16 protein-coding genes and 1 riboswitch are annotated in these 14827 nt (G+C 44.8%); of the genes, 7 read left to right on the forward strand and 9 right to left on the reverse strand.

Annotated elements, in window-relative coordinates; translation table 11 throughout:
• Window positions 1-112: 112 nt before the first annotated feature.
• Window positions 113-598: a type IV pilin-like G/H family protein gene (locus QUA71_RS12480; protein ID WP_333285283.1), complete on the forward strand. Its 486-nt coding sequence runs from the start codon at window positions 113-115 to the stop codon at window positions 596-598.
• Here QUA71_RS12480 and QUA71_RS12485 read toward each other — a convergent pair.
• Together QUA71_RS12485 and QUA71_RS12490 are read right to left on the reverse strand one after the other, a co-directional pair.
• Window positions 595-1869, reverse strand: a complete 1275-nt coding sequence (locus QUA71_RS12485) for a serine/threonine-protein kinase (RefSeq protein ID WP_333285286.1) — start codon at window positions 1867-1869, stop codon at window positions 595-597. The genes QUA71_RS12480 and QUA71_RS12485 overlap by 4 nt on opposite strands.
• A 191-nt stretch (window positions 1870-2060) precedes the next feature.
• The gene (locus tag QUA71_RS12490) at window positions 2061-4106 is read right to left on the reverse strand and encodes a serine/threonine-protein kinase (RefSeq protein WP_333285287.1); all 2046 of its coding nucleotides are present in this window, start codon (window positions 4104-4106) and stop codon (window positions 2061-2063) included.
• 134 nt (window positions 4107-4240) lie between these two features.
• Window positions 4241-4387, forward strand: a riboswitch (cobalamin riboswitch).
• Window positions 4388-4409: 22 nt separating this feature from the next.
• On the opposite strand from QUA71_RS12490, the gene QUA71_RS12495 reads away from it, so the two are divergent.
• The 4 genes from QUA71_RS12495 to QUA71_RS12510 all read left to right on the forward strand — a co-directional run bounded on the left by QUA71_RS12495 (window position 4410) and on the right by QUA71_RS12510 (window position 8444).
• Window positions 4410-4820, forward strand: a complete 411-nt coding sequence (locus QUA71_RS12495) for a DUF1636 domain-containing protein (protein ID WP_333285289.1) — start codon at window positions 4410-4412, stop codon at window positions 4818-4820.
• Between the two features lie 190 nt (window positions 4821-5010).
• On the forward strand, window positions 5011-6045 hold the full coding sequence (gene cobW, locus QUA71_RS12500; protein ID WP_333285291.1) for a cobalamin biosynthesis protein CobW: 1035 nt from the start codon (window positions 5011-5013) through the stop codon (window positions 6043-6045).
• 182 nt (window positions 6046-6227) lie between these two features.
• Window positions 6228-7199, forward strand: a complete 972-nt coding sequence (locus QUA71_RS12505; RefSeq protein WP_333285293.1) for a GTP-binding protein — start codon at window positions 6228-6230, stop codon at window positions 7197-7199.
• Window positions 7200-7388: 189 nt separating this feature from the next.
• Window positions 7389-8444 carry a WD40 repeat domain-containing protein gene (locus QUA71_RS12510; RefSeq protein ID WP_333285295.1) on the forward strand — a complete coding sequence of 352 codons (1056 nt, stop codon included), beginning with the start codon at window positions 7389-7391 and terminating at the stop codon, window positions 8442-8444.
• Window positions 8445-8563: 119 nt separating this feature from the next.
• Here QUA71_RS12510 and QUA71_RS12515 read toward each other — a convergent pair whose 3' ends face one another.
• The gene (locus QUA71_RS12515; RefSeq protein ID WP_333285297.1) at window positions 8564-9400 is read right to left on the reverse strand and encodes a metal ABC transporter permease; all 837 of its coding nucleotides are present in this window, start codon (window positions 9398-9400) and stop codon (window positions 8564-8566) included.
• A 192-nt stretch (window positions 9401-9592) separates the two neighbouring features.
• Window positions 9593-10312: a metal ABC transporter ATP-binding protein gene (locus QUA71_RS12520; RefSeq protein WP_333285299.1), complete on the reverse strand. Its 720-nt coding sequence runs from the start codon at window positions 10310-10312 to the stop codon at window positions 9593-9595.
• Window positions 10313-10402: 90 nt separating this feature from the next.
• Between QUA71_RS12520 and QUA71_RS12525 the strand changes: the two genes are divergently transcribed.
• Window positions 10403-11479, forward strand: a complete 1077-nt coding sequence (locus tag QUA71_RS12525; RefSeq protein ID WP_333285301.1) for a metal ABC transporter solute-binding protein, Zn/Mn family — start codon at window positions 10403-10405, stop codon at window positions 11477-11479.
• 113 nt (window positions 11480-11592) lie between these two features.
• On the opposite strand, the gene QUA71_RS12530 is transcribed toward QUA71_RS12525, so the two are convergent.
• Both QUA71_RS12530 and QUA71_RS12535 read right to left on the reverse strand, forming a co-directional pair.
• Window positions 11593-11853, reverse strand: coding sequence for a DUF7219 family protein (locus QUA71_RS12530; RefSeq protein ID WP_333285303.1), 261 nt, complete (start codon window positions 11851-11853; stop codon window positions 11593-11595).
• A gap of 274 nt (window positions 11854-12127) precedes the next feature.
• Entirely contained in the window at window positions 12128-12295 is a 168-nt protein-coding gene (locus tag QUA71_RS12535) for a metallothionein (protein WP_333285305.1), read from the reverse strand.
• Window positions 12296-12441: 146 nt separating this feature from the next.
• Between QUA71_RS12535 and QUA71_RS12540 the strand changes: the two genes are divergently transcribed.
• Window positions 12442-12852 carry a metalloregulator ArsR/SmtB family transcription factor gene (locus QUA71_RS12540; RefSeq protein WP_333285307.1) on the forward strand — a complete coding sequence of 137 codons (411 nt, stop codon included), beginning with the start codon at window positions 12442-12444 and terminating at the stop codon, window positions 12850-12852.
• Between the two features lie 130 nt (window positions 12853-12982).
• Here QUA71_RS12540 and QUA71_RS12545 read toward each other — a convergent pair whose 3' ends face one another.
• From QUA71_RS12545 to QUA71_RS12555, 3 genes are all read right to left on the reverse strand, one after another.
• A complete protein-coding gene (locus tag QUA71_RS12545) occupies window positions 12983-13180 on the reverse strand; it encodes a heavy-metal-associated domain-containing protein (protein ID WP_190693645.1) in 198 nt (65 codons plus the stop codon).
• 301 nt (window positions 13181-13481) lie between these two features.
• Window positions 13482-14342, reverse strand: a complete 861-nt coding sequence (aroF, locus tag QUA71_RS12550) for a 3-deoxy-7-phosphoheptulonate synthase (protein ID WP_333218456.1) — start codon at window positions 14340-14342, stop codon at window positions 13482-13484.
• A 142-nt stretch (window positions 14343-14484) separates the two neighbouring features.
• Window positions 14485-14697, reverse strand: a complete 213-nt coding sequence (locus tag QUA71_RS12555) for a hypothetical protein (RefSeq protein WP_333285310.1) — start codon at window positions 14695-14697, stop codon at window positions 14485-14487.
• Window positions 14698-14827: the final 130 nt, after the last annotated feature.

A 14827-nucleotide genomic window follows, 5' to 3' on the forward strand; every position in this document is an offset into this window, starting at 1 on the left:
AGACATAGCAGCTCCCGGGCATGAGTACGATACTTTACTACTATATCCACTACTCAAATAGAATGAAATAGCCCTGGGCATAATAGCGTGTTTTTACGATTTAAAACTCAATATGATCGCCCCGTCAAGCGATAATAAATATTCAGAAAACCCACAATATATTTCAAGCATCAATAAAGGGCAGCTCCATTACTATGCAGAGTACGGTCAATTTAGCGATTCCATTGCAGAATTGGGTCTTGGAATGAAAGAACACACCAAGAACTATCATTACACGATCGTCTCATCAATGGGCCCGGTTCAAACTAGGCACAATCACCGCGAACCAGCACAATTTGAAAGCGCGATCGCGATCGCGATCGCCAAACCTACTGACAGGAGCCCCCCCGGGAAATCCTACACTGGCGCAGTATTTGCTTACAAAGAAAAGGGTAGCAATCTAATAGAATTGATTAGTGCTATATGCGAGAGCGATCGGAAGAACGCAAGTTATGCAGAAATTTGGAGTTCGCCAACTTTTGACGGAAAAAAAATTCACTGCCAGCCCGGAACAACGTTATGGCCAAGAAAATTCACTGCGAGCCCGGAACAAGGTTAAGGTAAGACCTTGAAACTATTTTGCGTCACTTTTTGACCGTCTAAGTAAAATTGAAACTGCCAATTGCCAGGTTTGTCATCTTGTTTAAAATTGTACCAGCACCAAGTATTTAATCGATCGCCCGTCGTTTTTAAATAAGATTGACTCTGGGCTGCGAATAGTCCTTGAGGGTTGACAACCTTACAATAACTTCTATATTCTCCTTCTGGCAAGTTAGCAGCACTTACAGCAAAATAGACTTTTTTGTTTTGCTTCAAAGACCAAAAATCTCTAGTTTTTGTCGATTCTAGTTCGTCAGTTAACATCACTTGAGTCTGAGGATTTAACTTTACTTGGTTGATTACTGGTTTGATATTGACTGCTGTTTGAGGTTCGGGAAAATTCCCGAGCAAAGGAATAAAAATAGCAGCAATTGCTGTTAATAATCCGACTGATATCAGTGCGAGTTTTGACTTGTTACGCTGCTGAACTACCTCTAGGGGAATCAAAGCATTGAGGGCAGCATCCGCCGAAGGATAGCGGTGTTTGAAATTAGGTTCCACCATTTTTTGCAGCCAGTCAAGAAACTCGGGAGTTAGCTGCGGCAAGCGATGTTTAAAATTAATCCGCCCGGTATCGTCCATCAAGCTGCCAACTTCGGTAGAATTGATGCCGATTAGCAAGCAAATTAGCGTCGCGCCGAGACTGTATAAATCCGATGCAACAGTTAGCTGCCGATTGAACATTTGTTCTGGCGGCATAAAGCCCAAAGTGCCTTTAACAACGCTGCTGGCGGCCACTTCTCCCCCGCCGATTCTAGCAAATCCGAAATCGACAAGGCTGACATTCATCCGGTCATTTACTAAAATATTTTCGGGTTTTAAATCTCTGTGGATGACTGGCGGAACCCGATTTTGCAGGTATTTGAGTATTTCTAACACAGAGATAGCAATTTGCTTGATTTGTTCGGGCTTCCAGCGGTTAGAATTTGCCAAGGAAGGGGCATTTTTGTATTCTTGCACCATGCAGAAACCCGATGCAGTTGGGAAGGAATCTAAATAGCGGGGAATGCTAGGATAGTCGAGTTCTCGCAAAATCTGAATTTCTTGTTCGCAAGCTTGATATTGATCCCAATTAGCGCCTGTTTGGGCAAATTGAAATTGTTTGACGACGACGGAACGTTTGGTATTAATTTCGGTAGCGAGATAAGTAACTCTACCGCCAGCGCGATTGTGTCCGAGTTCGCGGGTTATTTGATAGCCGTAGTTGGAAAAGTCAGGAAAAGCATTCATAGGTAAATAGTTGATAGTTAGTAGTTGAGAGTTGTGAGAGTTAATAGCGAGGTTTTTAAGAGTTGGATTTAAAGCGAACTCTCGAAACAATCCGCCAACAACAGGCAGGAATGCAGACTCTTAATGTTTGGTAAAGTTTTTAGTGAGGACTTCAGTCATTGAGGTGGAAAGTCCTTGCTGCGAACATTTTTTTACGGTTTAATTAAATTTGGTCGGGATTTGCGATAGTTGGCAAGCATTCTTTTTGGTTTAAAAACGATCGAGTCAATTAACGGAATTCCAGTGACGGCTAGAGATGTCATTATCGTTCCTCCTACAACTAATATTTCTCTGGGTTCAACCCATTCTAAGTGAAATTTTAAATTTAAAAAGTTTATAAATGCTACTGACAAACTCATACAAAATCCGGCAGTAAGAAAAGCTCTTTTGGTAGCATCTACTTCAAAAATTTGTCTGGCTATCTGCTGGTCAATCAGCTTGTTAAATACCGAATGGACTATCTTGCCAATCAGGGATGCCAGCGTTATAATCAAGACGACTATAAAGCTCTTCGCATACAATGTAAATAATAAAAGTAGCATAATAACTACTGCTACTATCGTAATATTTTTGATCGTAACATTCGTAATCGTTCCTACTATTAAGGCGGCAAGTAAAGTTACTGCGAGCGAAACCAGCACTGACCCAGCATACACAAAATTCCTTAATTGATAATCGATCGTACCCTTCGCGATATCAAAAAGAATACTGGTTAATATGCTGCTAATAAAACTAGAAAAAATCACTCCTGTTAACCCTCCACATAAAGCTAGAAACCCATTAAAATCATATTTGTTTAATTTGGCTGTAATGGCGATTTCGGCGACTAAAAATCCCAAAAAGCCACTCGTACAACAGATGGGAAGCATGATAGTAGTAGTCCCCGGATACAAAAAGATGTCAACCTCCAGATAGGGGTAACTAGCATAATCAATCCAGTAAAATATCCAAACTATTAACAGCAAACCGCACATACAAGTTGCTAAAATCAAACACCACATAAAAGTCAGCATGAATACAGACAAAGAATTAGTTTTTTGCGGTACGGGCAGCGGGGCTGTTGTAGCTTGCAATTCTATTGTATGAGTTTCGGGTTCAGAATTTGCGCGCAAGATGATTTGGCGGTTGTAAGTTTGACTTGCCAGCAATTTACTCGTATCGACTGCGATTTTGCACTCGATATTATTGCTTTCAAATGCCTGCGGTTCAAAGGATATCCAAGAGTGGTCGTAGGGCGTGTGGGGCGGATCGTTCGGATGCGGCGCGACTTCCCACCTGCCACAAAGTATTGTATCGGGAATTGGGTTGCTAATGGCAATCGTCCCTGTTAAGATTTTTCCATATTCTGTGGCGGTGAATTGAATGCGATCGCGCTCAATTCTCACTTTCGGCAAGCTGCGGACATCCAAAGATTCTAGCGCAGTTAAAGCATCAGCCGCCGACTGATATCTATCTTGAATTCTCGGCGCTACCATCCTTTCCAGCCAGTTCATCCAACCTTGCTGCAACGGCGGTACTAAATGCCGAAAATGAATGCCATAATTAGCATCAATTAAATTACCGACATCCCCTGATTTTGTCCCTGTTAACAAACAAATCAGCGTTATCCCCAAGCCGTAAAGATCCGAGGCTTTGGTTAATTCTCGGTTGAACATTTGTTCCGGTGGCATGAATCCCATCGTGCCTTTGACAACGCTGCTGGCGGCAATGTTTCCGCCTCCTAACCGCGCAAAACCGAAGTCTACTAAGTAAACATTTAACTGTGCGTCGATTAACAAGTTTTCCGGTTTGATGTCGCGGTGAATTATCGGCGGTTTCTGAGCTTGCAGGTAAACTAAAATCTCTAAAGTGGCGATCGCAATTTGTTTGATATCCGGCGGCGAAAAAGTCCGCGCGACAGCAGATTCGGCATTTTTGTATTCCTGCACCATGCAGAAACCGCTGTCAGTTTGAAAAGAATCGAGATAGCGTGGAATGCCAGGACGATCCAGATTTTGCAAAACTTTAATTTCTTGTTCGTAAGCTTCGTATTCTGCCCAGCTAGCACCTAATTGGGCAAATTGAAATTGCTTAATTACAACGGATTTTTTTGTGTTAATTTTTGTGGCGAGATAGGTGACGCGGCCGCCCAAACTGTTGTATCCGAGTTCGCGACTTATTTGATAGCCATGTTGGGAAAAGTCAGGAAAAGCGTTCATAGGTAATTACTATGGTTTGTAGTAAGGACTTTAGTCCTGAAGCCGTTATCTTATAAGGACTAAAGTCCTTACTAAGAACGAAACGATCGCTATTACTAACATAACTTTTTTGAAAAAAGGCGGCAAGTGTGATAGGATTTGATTTCGCGATCGGTTCTAGCGGGGAGCAGTCGCTAGAGGAAACGGGGAAAGTTCGGTGCAAGTCCGGCGCTGTCCCGCAACTGTAATGAAACCCTAAGGGTTTTTCAAGTCAGAATGCCCGCCGATATCTAACTCACTTTTGAACGCATCTGCGAGGTACGGATGATGGATGGAATTAACACGGCTGTACGCACCAAGCACAGTCTACTTGTTTGCACTGCTTGCGCTAGTGTTTGGAAAAACGGCAAGCGCGAAGGCAAAAGCGGCGGTCAACAATTCATGGAAAATTTGTCGCAACTCGCTAAAGATTGGGAGTTTTCTGATAAGTTTGAGATTCAAGAGGTTGAGTGCATGAGTGCTTGCAGTCACTCTTGTGCGGTGTGTTTTGCTGCTGTGGGGAAGTACACTTATCTGTTTGGCGATTTACCAGCAAATGAGTCGGAAAGCGTCGAGGCTGTACTCGAATGCGCGGGTCAATACTATGCTAAACCGGACGGTTTGTTGCCTTGGTCTGAGCGTCCTCAAGCTCTGAAAAAAGGCGTTTTAGCAAAGATTCCACCACTACCAAATTAGATAGGTTGGTAGTAAGAAATTTAGTTTTTTCCCTTTCGTTCCTAGGCTTTGCCTGGTAACGCATACGCAGAGGCTCTGCCTCGTATTAAAAGCGCTCCTTTATTCCAGCGAGGCAGAGCCTCTAGATCGGTATTCCCAGGCAGAGCATCGGCACAAGATATCCCACTACCAAATAAGCACAAAATTATCAATGCACAAAATCCCTGTTACTGTCATCACTGGTTTTCTCGGTAGCGGCAAAACTACCTTAATTCGCCACTTATTGCAAAATAATCAAGGTCGCCGCATTGCTGTTCTGGTTAACGAATTTGGCGAAATTGGAATTGACGGAGAATTGCTGCGCGATTGCCAAGTTTGCGACGAAGAAGAAGATGTCAGCAGCAATATTGTAGAACTAACAAATGGTTGTCTTTGCTGCACTGTTCAAGAGGAATTCTTGCCGACTATGCAGGAATTGTTGAAACGCAGAGAACAAATTGATTGTATCTTAATTGAGACTTCTGGCCTCGCACTTCCTAAACCTTTGATTCAAGCTTTTCGCTGGCCGGAAATTCGCACGGGTGCTACTGTAGACGGTGTTGTTGCTGTTGTCGATTGCGAAGCTATTGCTAGCGGTTCTTTTGTCGGTGATATTGATGCTTTGATGGCACAGCGGCAAGCTGATTCTAGTTTAGATCACGAAACTCCGATCGAGGAATTGTTTGAAGACCAGTTAGCCTGTGCCGATATGGTACTTTTAACGAAGGTCGATCGCGTAGATGCTGAAACTCACAAGAAAGTCCAAAGCTGGTTGCAACAAGAGTTGCGTCCGAGTGTGAAAATTGTTCCGTGCAAAGGTGGCGAAATTAACCCTGATGTGCTAATGGGATTTAATGCGGCGGTTGAGGATGATTTGGAGTCTCGTCCGAGTCACCACGACACTGAGGAGGAACACGAACATGATGATGATATTAACTCGACTTTCTTTATTGCCGATCGCGAATTTGAACCTGAAGCATTGGTGAAAAAACTGCAATCCTTGATGCAGCAGGAGGAAATATATCGGATTAAAGGGTTTGTGGCGGTTCCCAAGAAACCGATGAGGATGGTGTTGCAAGGTGTGGGATCGCGGATAGAATATTTTTACGATCGCCCCTGGCAACCTTCCGAACTCCGCCAAACCAAATTAGTCCTGATCGGTCGAGAGTTAGAGCGCGATCGAATTGCAGCTATGATTAACAATTAATTGTCATCTGAGAGGGGCGGGTTGATCGATATTTGGAATTGCAGCAAATATTATTGGTCAAACTCGCCCCTACAAGCTCTCACGAACAATTTATTAACATTATTTAATATTGTGACCACTGCCAGCAAGTCTAGTGTAAAATAGCGATAATGGTTATCATTGTACAATAATCGAGGTCAAGTATGGTGACTGCTGGGGCGATCGAATCAGTTCCTGTTACCGTTCTCACGGGTTATCTCGGCGCAGGCAAAACTACGCTACTGAACCGCATTTTAACACAGGAACACGGCAAAAAAGTTGCAGTCATCGTCAACGAATTTGGCGAAGTAGGCATCGACAACCAACTGATAATTGATGCCGATGAAGAAATTTTCGAGATGAACAACGGCTGCATTTGCTGTACAGTCCGAGGTGATTTAATTCGGATTATCGGTAACTTAATGAAGCGGCGAGACAAATTCGATCACATAGTCATCGAAACCACAGGTTTAGCCGACCCCGCACCCGTAATTCAAACATTTTTTGTAGACGAAGATATGCGGGACAAATTGCTGCTAGACGCAGTTGTCACCGTAGTCGATGCCAAGCACATCTGGCAGCACTGGGACGCAGACGAAGCTCAAGAACAAATTGCCTTTGCTGATGTAGTTTTGCTCAACAAAACTGATTTAGTGAGTGAGGAAGAGTTGGCAGAATTAGAAAAGCGGATTCGCGCCATGAATGCAATGGCAAAAATTCACCGCACCCGCAACGCTGAATTAGCAATGGATGCTTTGTTGGGCGTTAAAGCATTTGATTTGAACCGGGCATTAGAAATCGAACCCGACTTTTTGGGCGAACACACTCACGAACACGACGAAAGTGTTACCTCAGTAGCCATAGTAGAATCCGGCGCCATTGACCGCAACAAATTTAGCGATTGGATGGAGGAATTGTTGCGAACTCAAGGTCCGAATATCTTTCGGACAAAAGGCATTTTGAATGTCGCCGAAGACAACCAGCGATTTGTTTTCCAAGGAGTACATATGGTGTTTGATGGCCGACCAGATAGACCTTGGAAAGCTACAGAAACTCCGAAAAATGAACTCGTCTTCATTGGTCGCAATTTAAACGAAAATCAATTGCGAGACGATTTTCGGAAATGTCTGGTTTAACTGACATATTGAAGCATTTTTAATAAGCCTTTTAGGAACAGGTAAGATGCCTGTTTCACAGGAATAAAATTCATCTCTTGTGGAAGGGAACAGGCAAGATGCCTGTTCCACAGGAATAAAATTAATTTCTTGTGGAACGGGCATCTTGCCCGTTCTTAAGAAGATTGCAACATCTCAGATTCAATAAATATGGCTAACAAAAAGACAAGTAAAAGTGAACAAACCCTGCAATTTCACGCTAAAGAAATGCTGTCTGACTACGTAACTTCTGTTACTTGGTCGCCGGATGGTACAACTTTAGCAGTCTGTTCTGCTGCGGGCGAAGTGATGCTGGCGGGAGTAGGGGCCGTTAATGAATTGTCCTTGCAAACGCTACAAAGTGCTACGGGTAAATCAGCCGATTGCTTGTCTTTTTCCCGCGACAGTCAATTCCTAGCTGCTGGCGGACAAGATGGAAAAGTGCGAATTTGGCGCGTTAATTCTGGGGAATTAATTGCTGATTTGGATAACCAGCGCGTCTGGGTTGACAAATTAGCTTGGAGTCCCAACTGCAACCAGTTAGCTTTCAGTATGGGCCGCTACGTTCAAGTATGGAATGCTGAGGATAAGGTTGTTGAAGTAACGCTGAATTTCGATTCATCATCTATCTTAGATTTAGCATGGCATCCTATGGTTCAATATCTGGCAGTTAGCGGCTATCAAGGTGTCAAAGTTTGGCATGGCGAAGACTGGGACGAAGACCCGGAAATTTTATCAGTACCCTCCGCAACAGGTGCAGTTTCTTGGTCGCCACAAGGGGAATATTTAGCTTGCGGCAATATGGACAATACTCTAATTGTTAATGAATGGGGCAATTTTGAACCGTGGGTAATGCAGGGTTTTCCGGGGAAAGTTCGAGAGTTAGCTTGGTCGGATAAAACTAATTCCTTGGGTGCGCCTTTGTTAGCTGCTGCGAGTTCGGAAGGCATTTCAGTGTGGGAAAAACACGCTGATGAAAGTGTCGGTTGGGATTCTTGGGGGTTAGAAGTTCATGAAAAAGTTGTAAATGCGATCGCGTTTCAACCTAACACATTTTTATTAGCTTCCGCCGCCGCAGACGGTCAAGTTTGTTTGTGGTCTGAAGCAGAACAATTGCTGCAAATTCTAGAAGGTGCAGAGGGCGGTTTTTCCTGTCTGGCATGGCATCCCGAAGGCCAGTTTCTCGCCGCTGGCGGATGCGGTGGCGAATTGCTGGTTTGGTCATAAATCTATGCGCGGCAAAGAGTTCGGGCTGAGCAAGCTGTTATAAGTAGGGCGTTAAATTACTTTTTGCGTAAGTAAGCGTAAAAAACGTACAACAGATAGAGCCTCTGCGTCCTGGACTGTTATCCTCTCTTTCTTGTCAAAATTCCTTGACTGGGACTGAACAGCAAAGCCCCTAAAAATAACCCAAAAATAACTAATACAATTGCCGCCCCAGACGGCATATTCAAATAATAGCTGAGATACATACCAGTCACGCTAGCTGTAATCCCAATAATTGCTCCCAATCCCATCATTAAATGTAGCTCTTTTACCAACAAATACGCCGTTATTCCGGGTCCGATTAACAGAGAAATTACTAACAGCGCCCCCACAGTTTGCAAACTCGCAACAATCGTCAGTGTAATCGCCGAAATCATCCCCAAATAAATCCAATTTACAGGCAAACCGGACGCTTGCGCCCCCAGCGGGTCAAAAGTATAGAATAGCAGTTCTTTGTAAAGGAGTTTAACCGCTACCAAAATAATCAAAGTTATGACAAAAGTCTGCTGCACGTCAGCAGGTGCAACTGACAAGATATTCCCGAACAAAAAACCGTCTAAATCTAATTTGGTTGTCCGCAACAGGCTAATTAGCGTAACGCTAATTGCTAAGAATGTAGATAAAATTAATGCCATTACAGCATCAATTTTTAGACGAGATTGAGATTGAATCCACGCCATAATTACCGCGCTGATAATTCCCGATATAAACGCGCCGAGAGAAATATTGAAACCTAAAGAAAAAGCTACTGGCAATCCTGCTAATACTGAATGGGCAATCATGTCAACCATCATTCCCATTTGCTGTACAATTAAATAGGAGCCCACAACGGCGCAGAGAATTCCTAGCAAAATGCCGACGGCGATCGCATTTCGCATGAACTCGAATTTGAGGGGCTCAATTAGTAGGTTTAACATTGAATTAGGTCAATAATAGGATTTTTTCAACTACAATCAACTGCACAGGCGGGCCGCCCGTGCCACAATCAACTGCACAGGCGGGACGCCCGTGTCACAATCAACTGCACAGGCGGGACGCCCGTCCCGCCATCAACTGCACAGGCGGGACGCCCGTGCCACAATCAATTTTAAAGATAAATCTTTTTTTGCTTACGCTGAAACTAAACTTAAATCGTATCCATAGGCTTTTTGAATATTGGCTGCCGTGAGCACTTCCCGGCAGGAACCAGTTGCAATTAACTGCTTATTTAGCAACAATAAATTGTCGTACTGTTTTAAAGTTTCCCCTAAATCGTGGCTGATTACTAGCAATGTTTTATTTTCAGATTTTAGTTCGGCAAAAATATCGAAAATAATTTCTTCGGTTGCTTTGTCGATCGCGTTAAAAGGCTCGTCGAAAAAGAATAAATCGGCTTGTTGGGCGATCGACCTTGCTAAGAAAATCCGCTGCTGCTGCCCGCCAGACAGTTCGCCAATTTGTCGATCGCGCAAATCCCACATTCCCACCCGCAGCAAAGCAGCTTTGACCAATTCTTGCGACTGCTTCGAGGGCGATCGAAACCAACCAGTCTTGACAGTTCGCGCCATCATCACCGCATTCCACACCGTAATCGGATAATCCCAGTCAATTTGCGATCGCTGCGGCACGTAAGCCACCCGCGACAACTGTTCCTTCAGCAGTCGCCCCTGATATTTCACCAAACCCCGACAGGCCGGGATCAATCCCAGCATCGCTTTCACCATCGTGCTTTTCCCTGCGCCGTTGGGGCCGAACACACCGGTTAATTGTCCGGGATCTAACTGGAAATTCACGCTGTTGAGGGCCGCAATTCCGCGATAATTGACAGCCAAGTCTTGCACTTCTAGCATAATTAGAGATTTTGAGAACGATTCTTGTTCGTAGCTACTAGAATAGGATAACTCGAAAAAGCAATAACGATTATCGTTCCAAAGGTGAAAATGTTAAAGAACTTGGCTGGAAAAACCCGCAGATTGTGGGGTACGGCTGTTTTGGCAATTGGCTGCGGAGTGGTTGCGTGCAGTGGAGGACAGAACGCAAGCAATCGGGCGCCAGAGAGTCCCGCCGCGACTCAAACTCCAGCCAGTCGGGCGGCCAACTTGCCAAAAGTCGTGGCCACGACGGGCGTTATCTGCAACCTAACTAAAGAAATCGCTCAAAGTTCGATCGACACCACCTGTCTGATAGAGCCGGGAGACGACCCTCACGCCTATCAAACCAAGCCGGAAGACCGCAAAGCGATTGAAACAGCAAATCTGATTTTATACGGTGGCTACAACCACGAACCCAGCATCATTAAATTAATTCAATCCAGCAGTAATCCAGCGCCCAAAATCGCCGTCCACGAAGTCGCCGTTCCCAAACCGCTGATGAGTCAACACGAGCACGAACACGGTGAAGAGAAAGCGGAAAACCAACCCCACGCAGAAGGCGAAAAAGTCCCTGACCCTCACGTTTGGCATAATCCTCAAAATGGTCGGCGCATGGTAGAAACAATTCGCGATGAATTGATCAAAGTTTCCCCCACCAATGCTCAACTTTATACAAAAAATGCAGCAAGCTTAACAGATGAGTTGCAAAAAATAGATACTTGGATAAAAGCTCAGATTGCGACTATTCCAGCCCAAAAACGCAAGTTAGTAACAACTCACGATGCTTTGAGTTACTATGCCGATGCTTACGGTTTGGAGATTGCTGGAGCTTTGCAGGGTGTGACAACAGAGGAACAGCCCACCGCAGCAAGAATTGCCGAATTGTCCTCAGAAATTAAGACCGCAGGAGTGCCGACAATTTTTGCCGAAACTACAACTAATCCGAAGTTGATGGAGACTGTGGCGAGGGAGGCTAATGTCGAAATTTCCGACAAGGAACTTTACAGCGACGAGTTGGGCGGCCCGGGCACTGGTGCTGATACATATCAGGGAATGCTGAAAAATAATACTTGCGCGATTATTTCGGGCCTCGGTGGTAATTGTACTTCCTTTGCAGGAGAAACTGCACCAAATCCCAAACCATAGAATTTCTAAAGTGCGCCTCGCAAGCACCTTACATTTGCTCGGTACACAGCAAAACGCAGCGTTTGCACTCGCAGGGGTTTTCTATTGCAAACGCAGCGTTTGCAGCGATGACTTTAAGGTGAATTTTGCTCCTCGGTACTGGGGGGTTTTTGGCCAATTCCCAATTGCTTCTTAGAGGATTTTAAGTCTTTCCAAAGCGCCTTAATATCTTTATAGGCTTTCTCAGCGCTAATTTTTCCCCCAGTTTCGAGCGAGCAAATATAAGTTATTTTCTGAGCAAACTCCTGCAAGTTGGCATTAAACGCCAAGTTTTCTGGCGTGAAATCGCCGTAGTAGCGATTGCGAGGATGTAAAAAATCTTCCCGCTCTTTCATTGCCCCCTCCTAATTCAACTTTTGGTTCGGTCTCTGTTTTTAATAGCACTATTGGTACTCAGTATCGCGGCGCTAACTTGCTTCTATTGTATTGCGTAAGTAGCAATTGTGCTTTTTCGCTCTGTATTGAGTCTATTAATGCAATTTTAACCTTAGTTTAGCTTTATGTTAACTTTTCTTTAACCTAAAAGCAAAAAAATGGGAAATGCGCTGTTCGCATCTCCCTTTCGATAGATTTTAGAGTAGTTGATTAATCTTTTTTGAAGCCGAATATTTATTTGTGGCATTCGCAGCCGGTGTGGCCGCAGCCGCTGCCGTTGGGGTGGCCGTCAGCGCAAGCGCTGGAACAGTATGTTTTGCCGTCTTTTTCAATGGCTTCACTGAGGCTGACAACGCACGAGCATGAAGGACAGGCACATTTTGTTTGGGTGGCGGTAGTCATTTTAAATTCTCCTGGTGGGGTTGTTTGTCTCTACTAATATCTGAACACATATTCAGATATTAGTCAAGGGAATGTAAAAGTTTTGTTACAAAAGGTTTGTCGATCGCACTAAAATGAAAATGAGAATTAAAACCAGGCGGGAAAAGATGTCACCCAACTCTGCTGTTAATGGAGCGATAAGTCAGCCTCGCGAACAAAACGATACACCAACGTGCGATCCATCGCACCTAGTTGACTGTTTGCGGGCCGGGGACATCCAAACACAAGTTCTCAACACCGCAAAAGCGCAGCGGATGGCAGAGTTTTTCAGTCTTTTGGGAGATGCGAACCGCCTGCGGCTGCTGTCGGTTTTGGCAAAACAAGAACTGTGCGTGTGTGACTTGGCTGCGGCGTTGAGTATGAGCGAATCAGCAGTATCGCACCAGTTGCGGGCATTGCGGGCGATGCGGTTGGTAAGTTACCGCAAGGTTGGGAGACAAGTTTTTTATAGTTTACTCGATCGCCACGTTTTGGAACTTTACCAAGCAGTCGCCGAACACTTAGACGAAGCCGATTAAGCTTTTGGGCGTGTGGCAGTGGCCAAACAGGGCATTGAGAATGGATTTAAAATTGTGTAGGGGCGGCTTTTACCAATAATTTCGGCCTAAGACCAATAATCTCGTAAACCCGCCCTCACCAAACTCAATATCAATCTTGGACGGTGTGGCCCGTAGCAACAACGGCCTGTGAAATTGATTCTTCAGAAGCTTGAGCTTCAACTGTAACAGTCTTAGCTGCGACATCCACATTGACAGTAGCATCGGAGTCAACAGTTTTGATGGCTTTGGTAATTGTATCAGCGCAGCCAGAGCAGACGATCGAGGGAACGTTAAGTAGTATTGCCATAATTCAGCCAGATTTCGTAGATGACAGTATTATTTTTTATTTTAATCTAAATTCGTGAAACACGCGCTTTTCCCGATTGCGGCAGGGGTTTAAGCCCCCTGCCTCAAAGCTCAATTCGCTTAAAACCGACTGTAGAGTTTGACATTAAAAGTTATCATTTAGGACTAATGCCAACTGGCAGATTAAACAAAGGTATGTAGTTGCACTTGGGCGCTCTTTCCTAAGCTAAGAGCCCCCAAGCGCAACTACGTACCTAACAGTTAACGCCTAGTTGTGACGGTTGGCATTAGTCCTAACAATATCACTTCAAACTTAATACCTTTGAATGTAAATTAGTATCCGGTATGCACCGCCCAACGGCGGCGGCTACAGGACGTAAACTGGCAACTAAATCTACCATATCTGGCAAAGAAAGAGCTTGCCGCGCGTCAGAAACGGATTTTTCTGGTTGCGGGTGACACTCAATAATCAATCCGTCTGCACCGCAAGCAACCGCTGCTTTGGCTAGTGGTGCGACTAATTCTCGCTTGCCGACGGCGTGAGAAGGGTCTACAATTACTGGCAAATGAGTTAACTGTTTCAGCGCTACGACTGCACCTAAATCTAATACATTGCGGGTGTAATTATCGAAGCTGCGGATGCCTCTTTCGCAGAGAACTACATGAGGATTTCCGTGACTGAGAATGTATTCGGCGGCCATCACAAATTCTTCGATTGTGGCTGACAAGCCGCGTTTTAGCAGCACTGGTTTTCCGGCTTGACCGATCGCCTTTAGTAACTCGAAGTTTTGCATATTCCGACTGCCTAGTTGCAGCATATCAGCATAGGTGACAACTGGCTCGATTTGGGCGATCGACATTACCTCTGTCACGACGGGCAAACCGTAACGCCGGCTGACATCGGCTAAAATTTCGAGTCCCTCAATTCCCATCCCTTGGAAAGCATAGGGAGATGTGCGGGGTTTGTAGACTCCGCCCCGCAAAGCTTGCACGGAGGTGGCGGATAGTTGGCGGGCGACTGTTTCCATTTGTGCGGAACTTTCGACGGTACAGGGGCCGCCGATGATTAATAATTCTTCGCCGCCGACTGAGACTGTTTCTGAGAGTTTGACAATTGTTTGGTGTTCGGGATGAGATTTGGTTACGAGTTTGGCTTCTAACATGATGGTATTTTCCTGGAAATTTATGTGGGTGGTTGACAACAAAAAACCCGGAACTTTTAGGAGTTCCGGGTTGGTGCGAAAAGACAGCGCGACAATTTACCCAGAACTTTGGTTGGGCCAAAAATAAAAGCTGTAGTACCAGTTACTGAATAATGTCATTGCTGTTTTCGCTTGTACTGGATTGGTTGTTGGGAAAAGAAGTAGAAAAAACAAAACCGCAGGTGTTAATCTGCGGTTCGCCCGGATGTTCACAGTGAATTGCCAATTCACTCCGGGCGAACTTGGCTGTACCAAAAATAAAAATAGCTGCTGGCTGTGAACATAGTTGAGGTGCTGCGATTTGTGGATTAAACACAATACTATTGGACAAGCTAGCACAGGGAGAGGGGGATGTCAAGTTATTTTTTCCAAAAGTTTTGTAGAGTGGGCGCTCTTGTCCCCCCCTTGTGTTTTGGGGGGCTAGGGGGGATCGAGGGGCTAAGTAG

It is taken from the genome of Microcoleus sp. MON1_C5, assembly GCF_036701875.1.
In the GTDB taxonomy this organism is placed as follows: domain Bacteria; phylum Cyanobacteriota; class Cyanobacteriia; order Cyanobacteriales; family Microcoleaceae; genus Microcoleus.

Excerpts from the sequence above, each read along its gene's own strand:
- QUA71_RS12490 (WP_333285287.1), bottom strand. The coding sequence starts at position 4,106 with ATGAACGCTTTTCCTGACTTTTCCCAACATGGCTATCAAATAAGTCGC.
- QUA71_RS12530 (WP_333285303.1), bottom strand. The coding sequence starts at position 11,853 with ATGAAAGAGCGGGAAGATTTTTTACATCCTCGCAATCGCTACTACGGC.
- QUA71_RS12480 (WP_333285283.1), top strand. The coding sequence starts at position 113 with ATGATCGCCCCGTCAAGCGATAATAAATATTCAGAAAACCCACAATAT.
- QUA71_RS12525 (WP_333285301.1), top strand. The coding sequence starts at position 10,403 with ATGTTAAAGAACTTGGCTGGAAAAACCCGCAGATTGTGGGGTACGGCT.
- QUA71_RS12485 (WP_333285286.1), bottom strand. The coding sequence starts at position 1,869 with ATGAATGCTTTTCCTGACTTTTCCAACTACGGCTATCAAATAACCCGC.
- QUA71_RS12545 (WP_190693645.1), bottom strand. The coding sequence starts at position 13,180 with ATGGCAATACTACTTAACGTTCCCTCGATCGTCTGCTCTGGCTGCGCT.
- QUA71_RS12505 (WP_333285293.1), top strand. The coding sequence starts at position 6,228 with ATGGTGACTGCTGGGGCGATCGAATCAGTTCCTGTTACCGTTCTCACG.
- aroF (WP_333218456.1), bottom strand. The coding sequence starts at position 14,342 with ATGTTAGAAGCCAAACTCGTAACCAAATCTCATCCCGAACACCAAACA.
- QUA71_RS12515 (WP_333285297.1), bottom strand. The coding sequence starts at position 9,400 with ATGTTAAACCTACTAATTGAGCCCCTCAAATTCGAGTTCATGCGAAAT.
- QUA71_RS12520 (WP_333285299.1), bottom strand. The coding sequence starts at position 10,312 with ATGCTAGAAGTGCAAGACTTGGCTGTCAATTATCGCGGAATTGCGGCC.
- QUA71_RS12535 (WP_333285305.1), bottom strand. The coding sequence starts at position 12,295 with ATGACTACCGCCACCCAAACAAAATGTGCCTGTCCTTCATGCTCGTGC.
- cobW (WP_333285291.1), top strand. The coding sequence starts at position 5,011 with ATGCACAAAATCCCTGTTACTGTCATCACTGGTTTTCTCGGTAGCGGC.
- QUA71_RS12495 (WP_333285289.1), top strand. The coding sequence starts at position 4,410 with ATGATGGATGGAATTAACACGGCTGTACGCACCAAGCACAGTCTACTT.
- QUA71_RS12540 (WP_333285307.1), top strand. The coding sequence starts at position 12,442 with ATGTCACCCAACTCTGCTGTTAATGGAGCGATAAGTCAGCCTCGCGAA.
- QUA71_RS12510 (WP_333285295.1), top strand. The coding sequence starts at position 7,389 with ATGGCTAACAAAAAGACAAGTAAAAGTGAACAAACCCTGCAATTTCAC.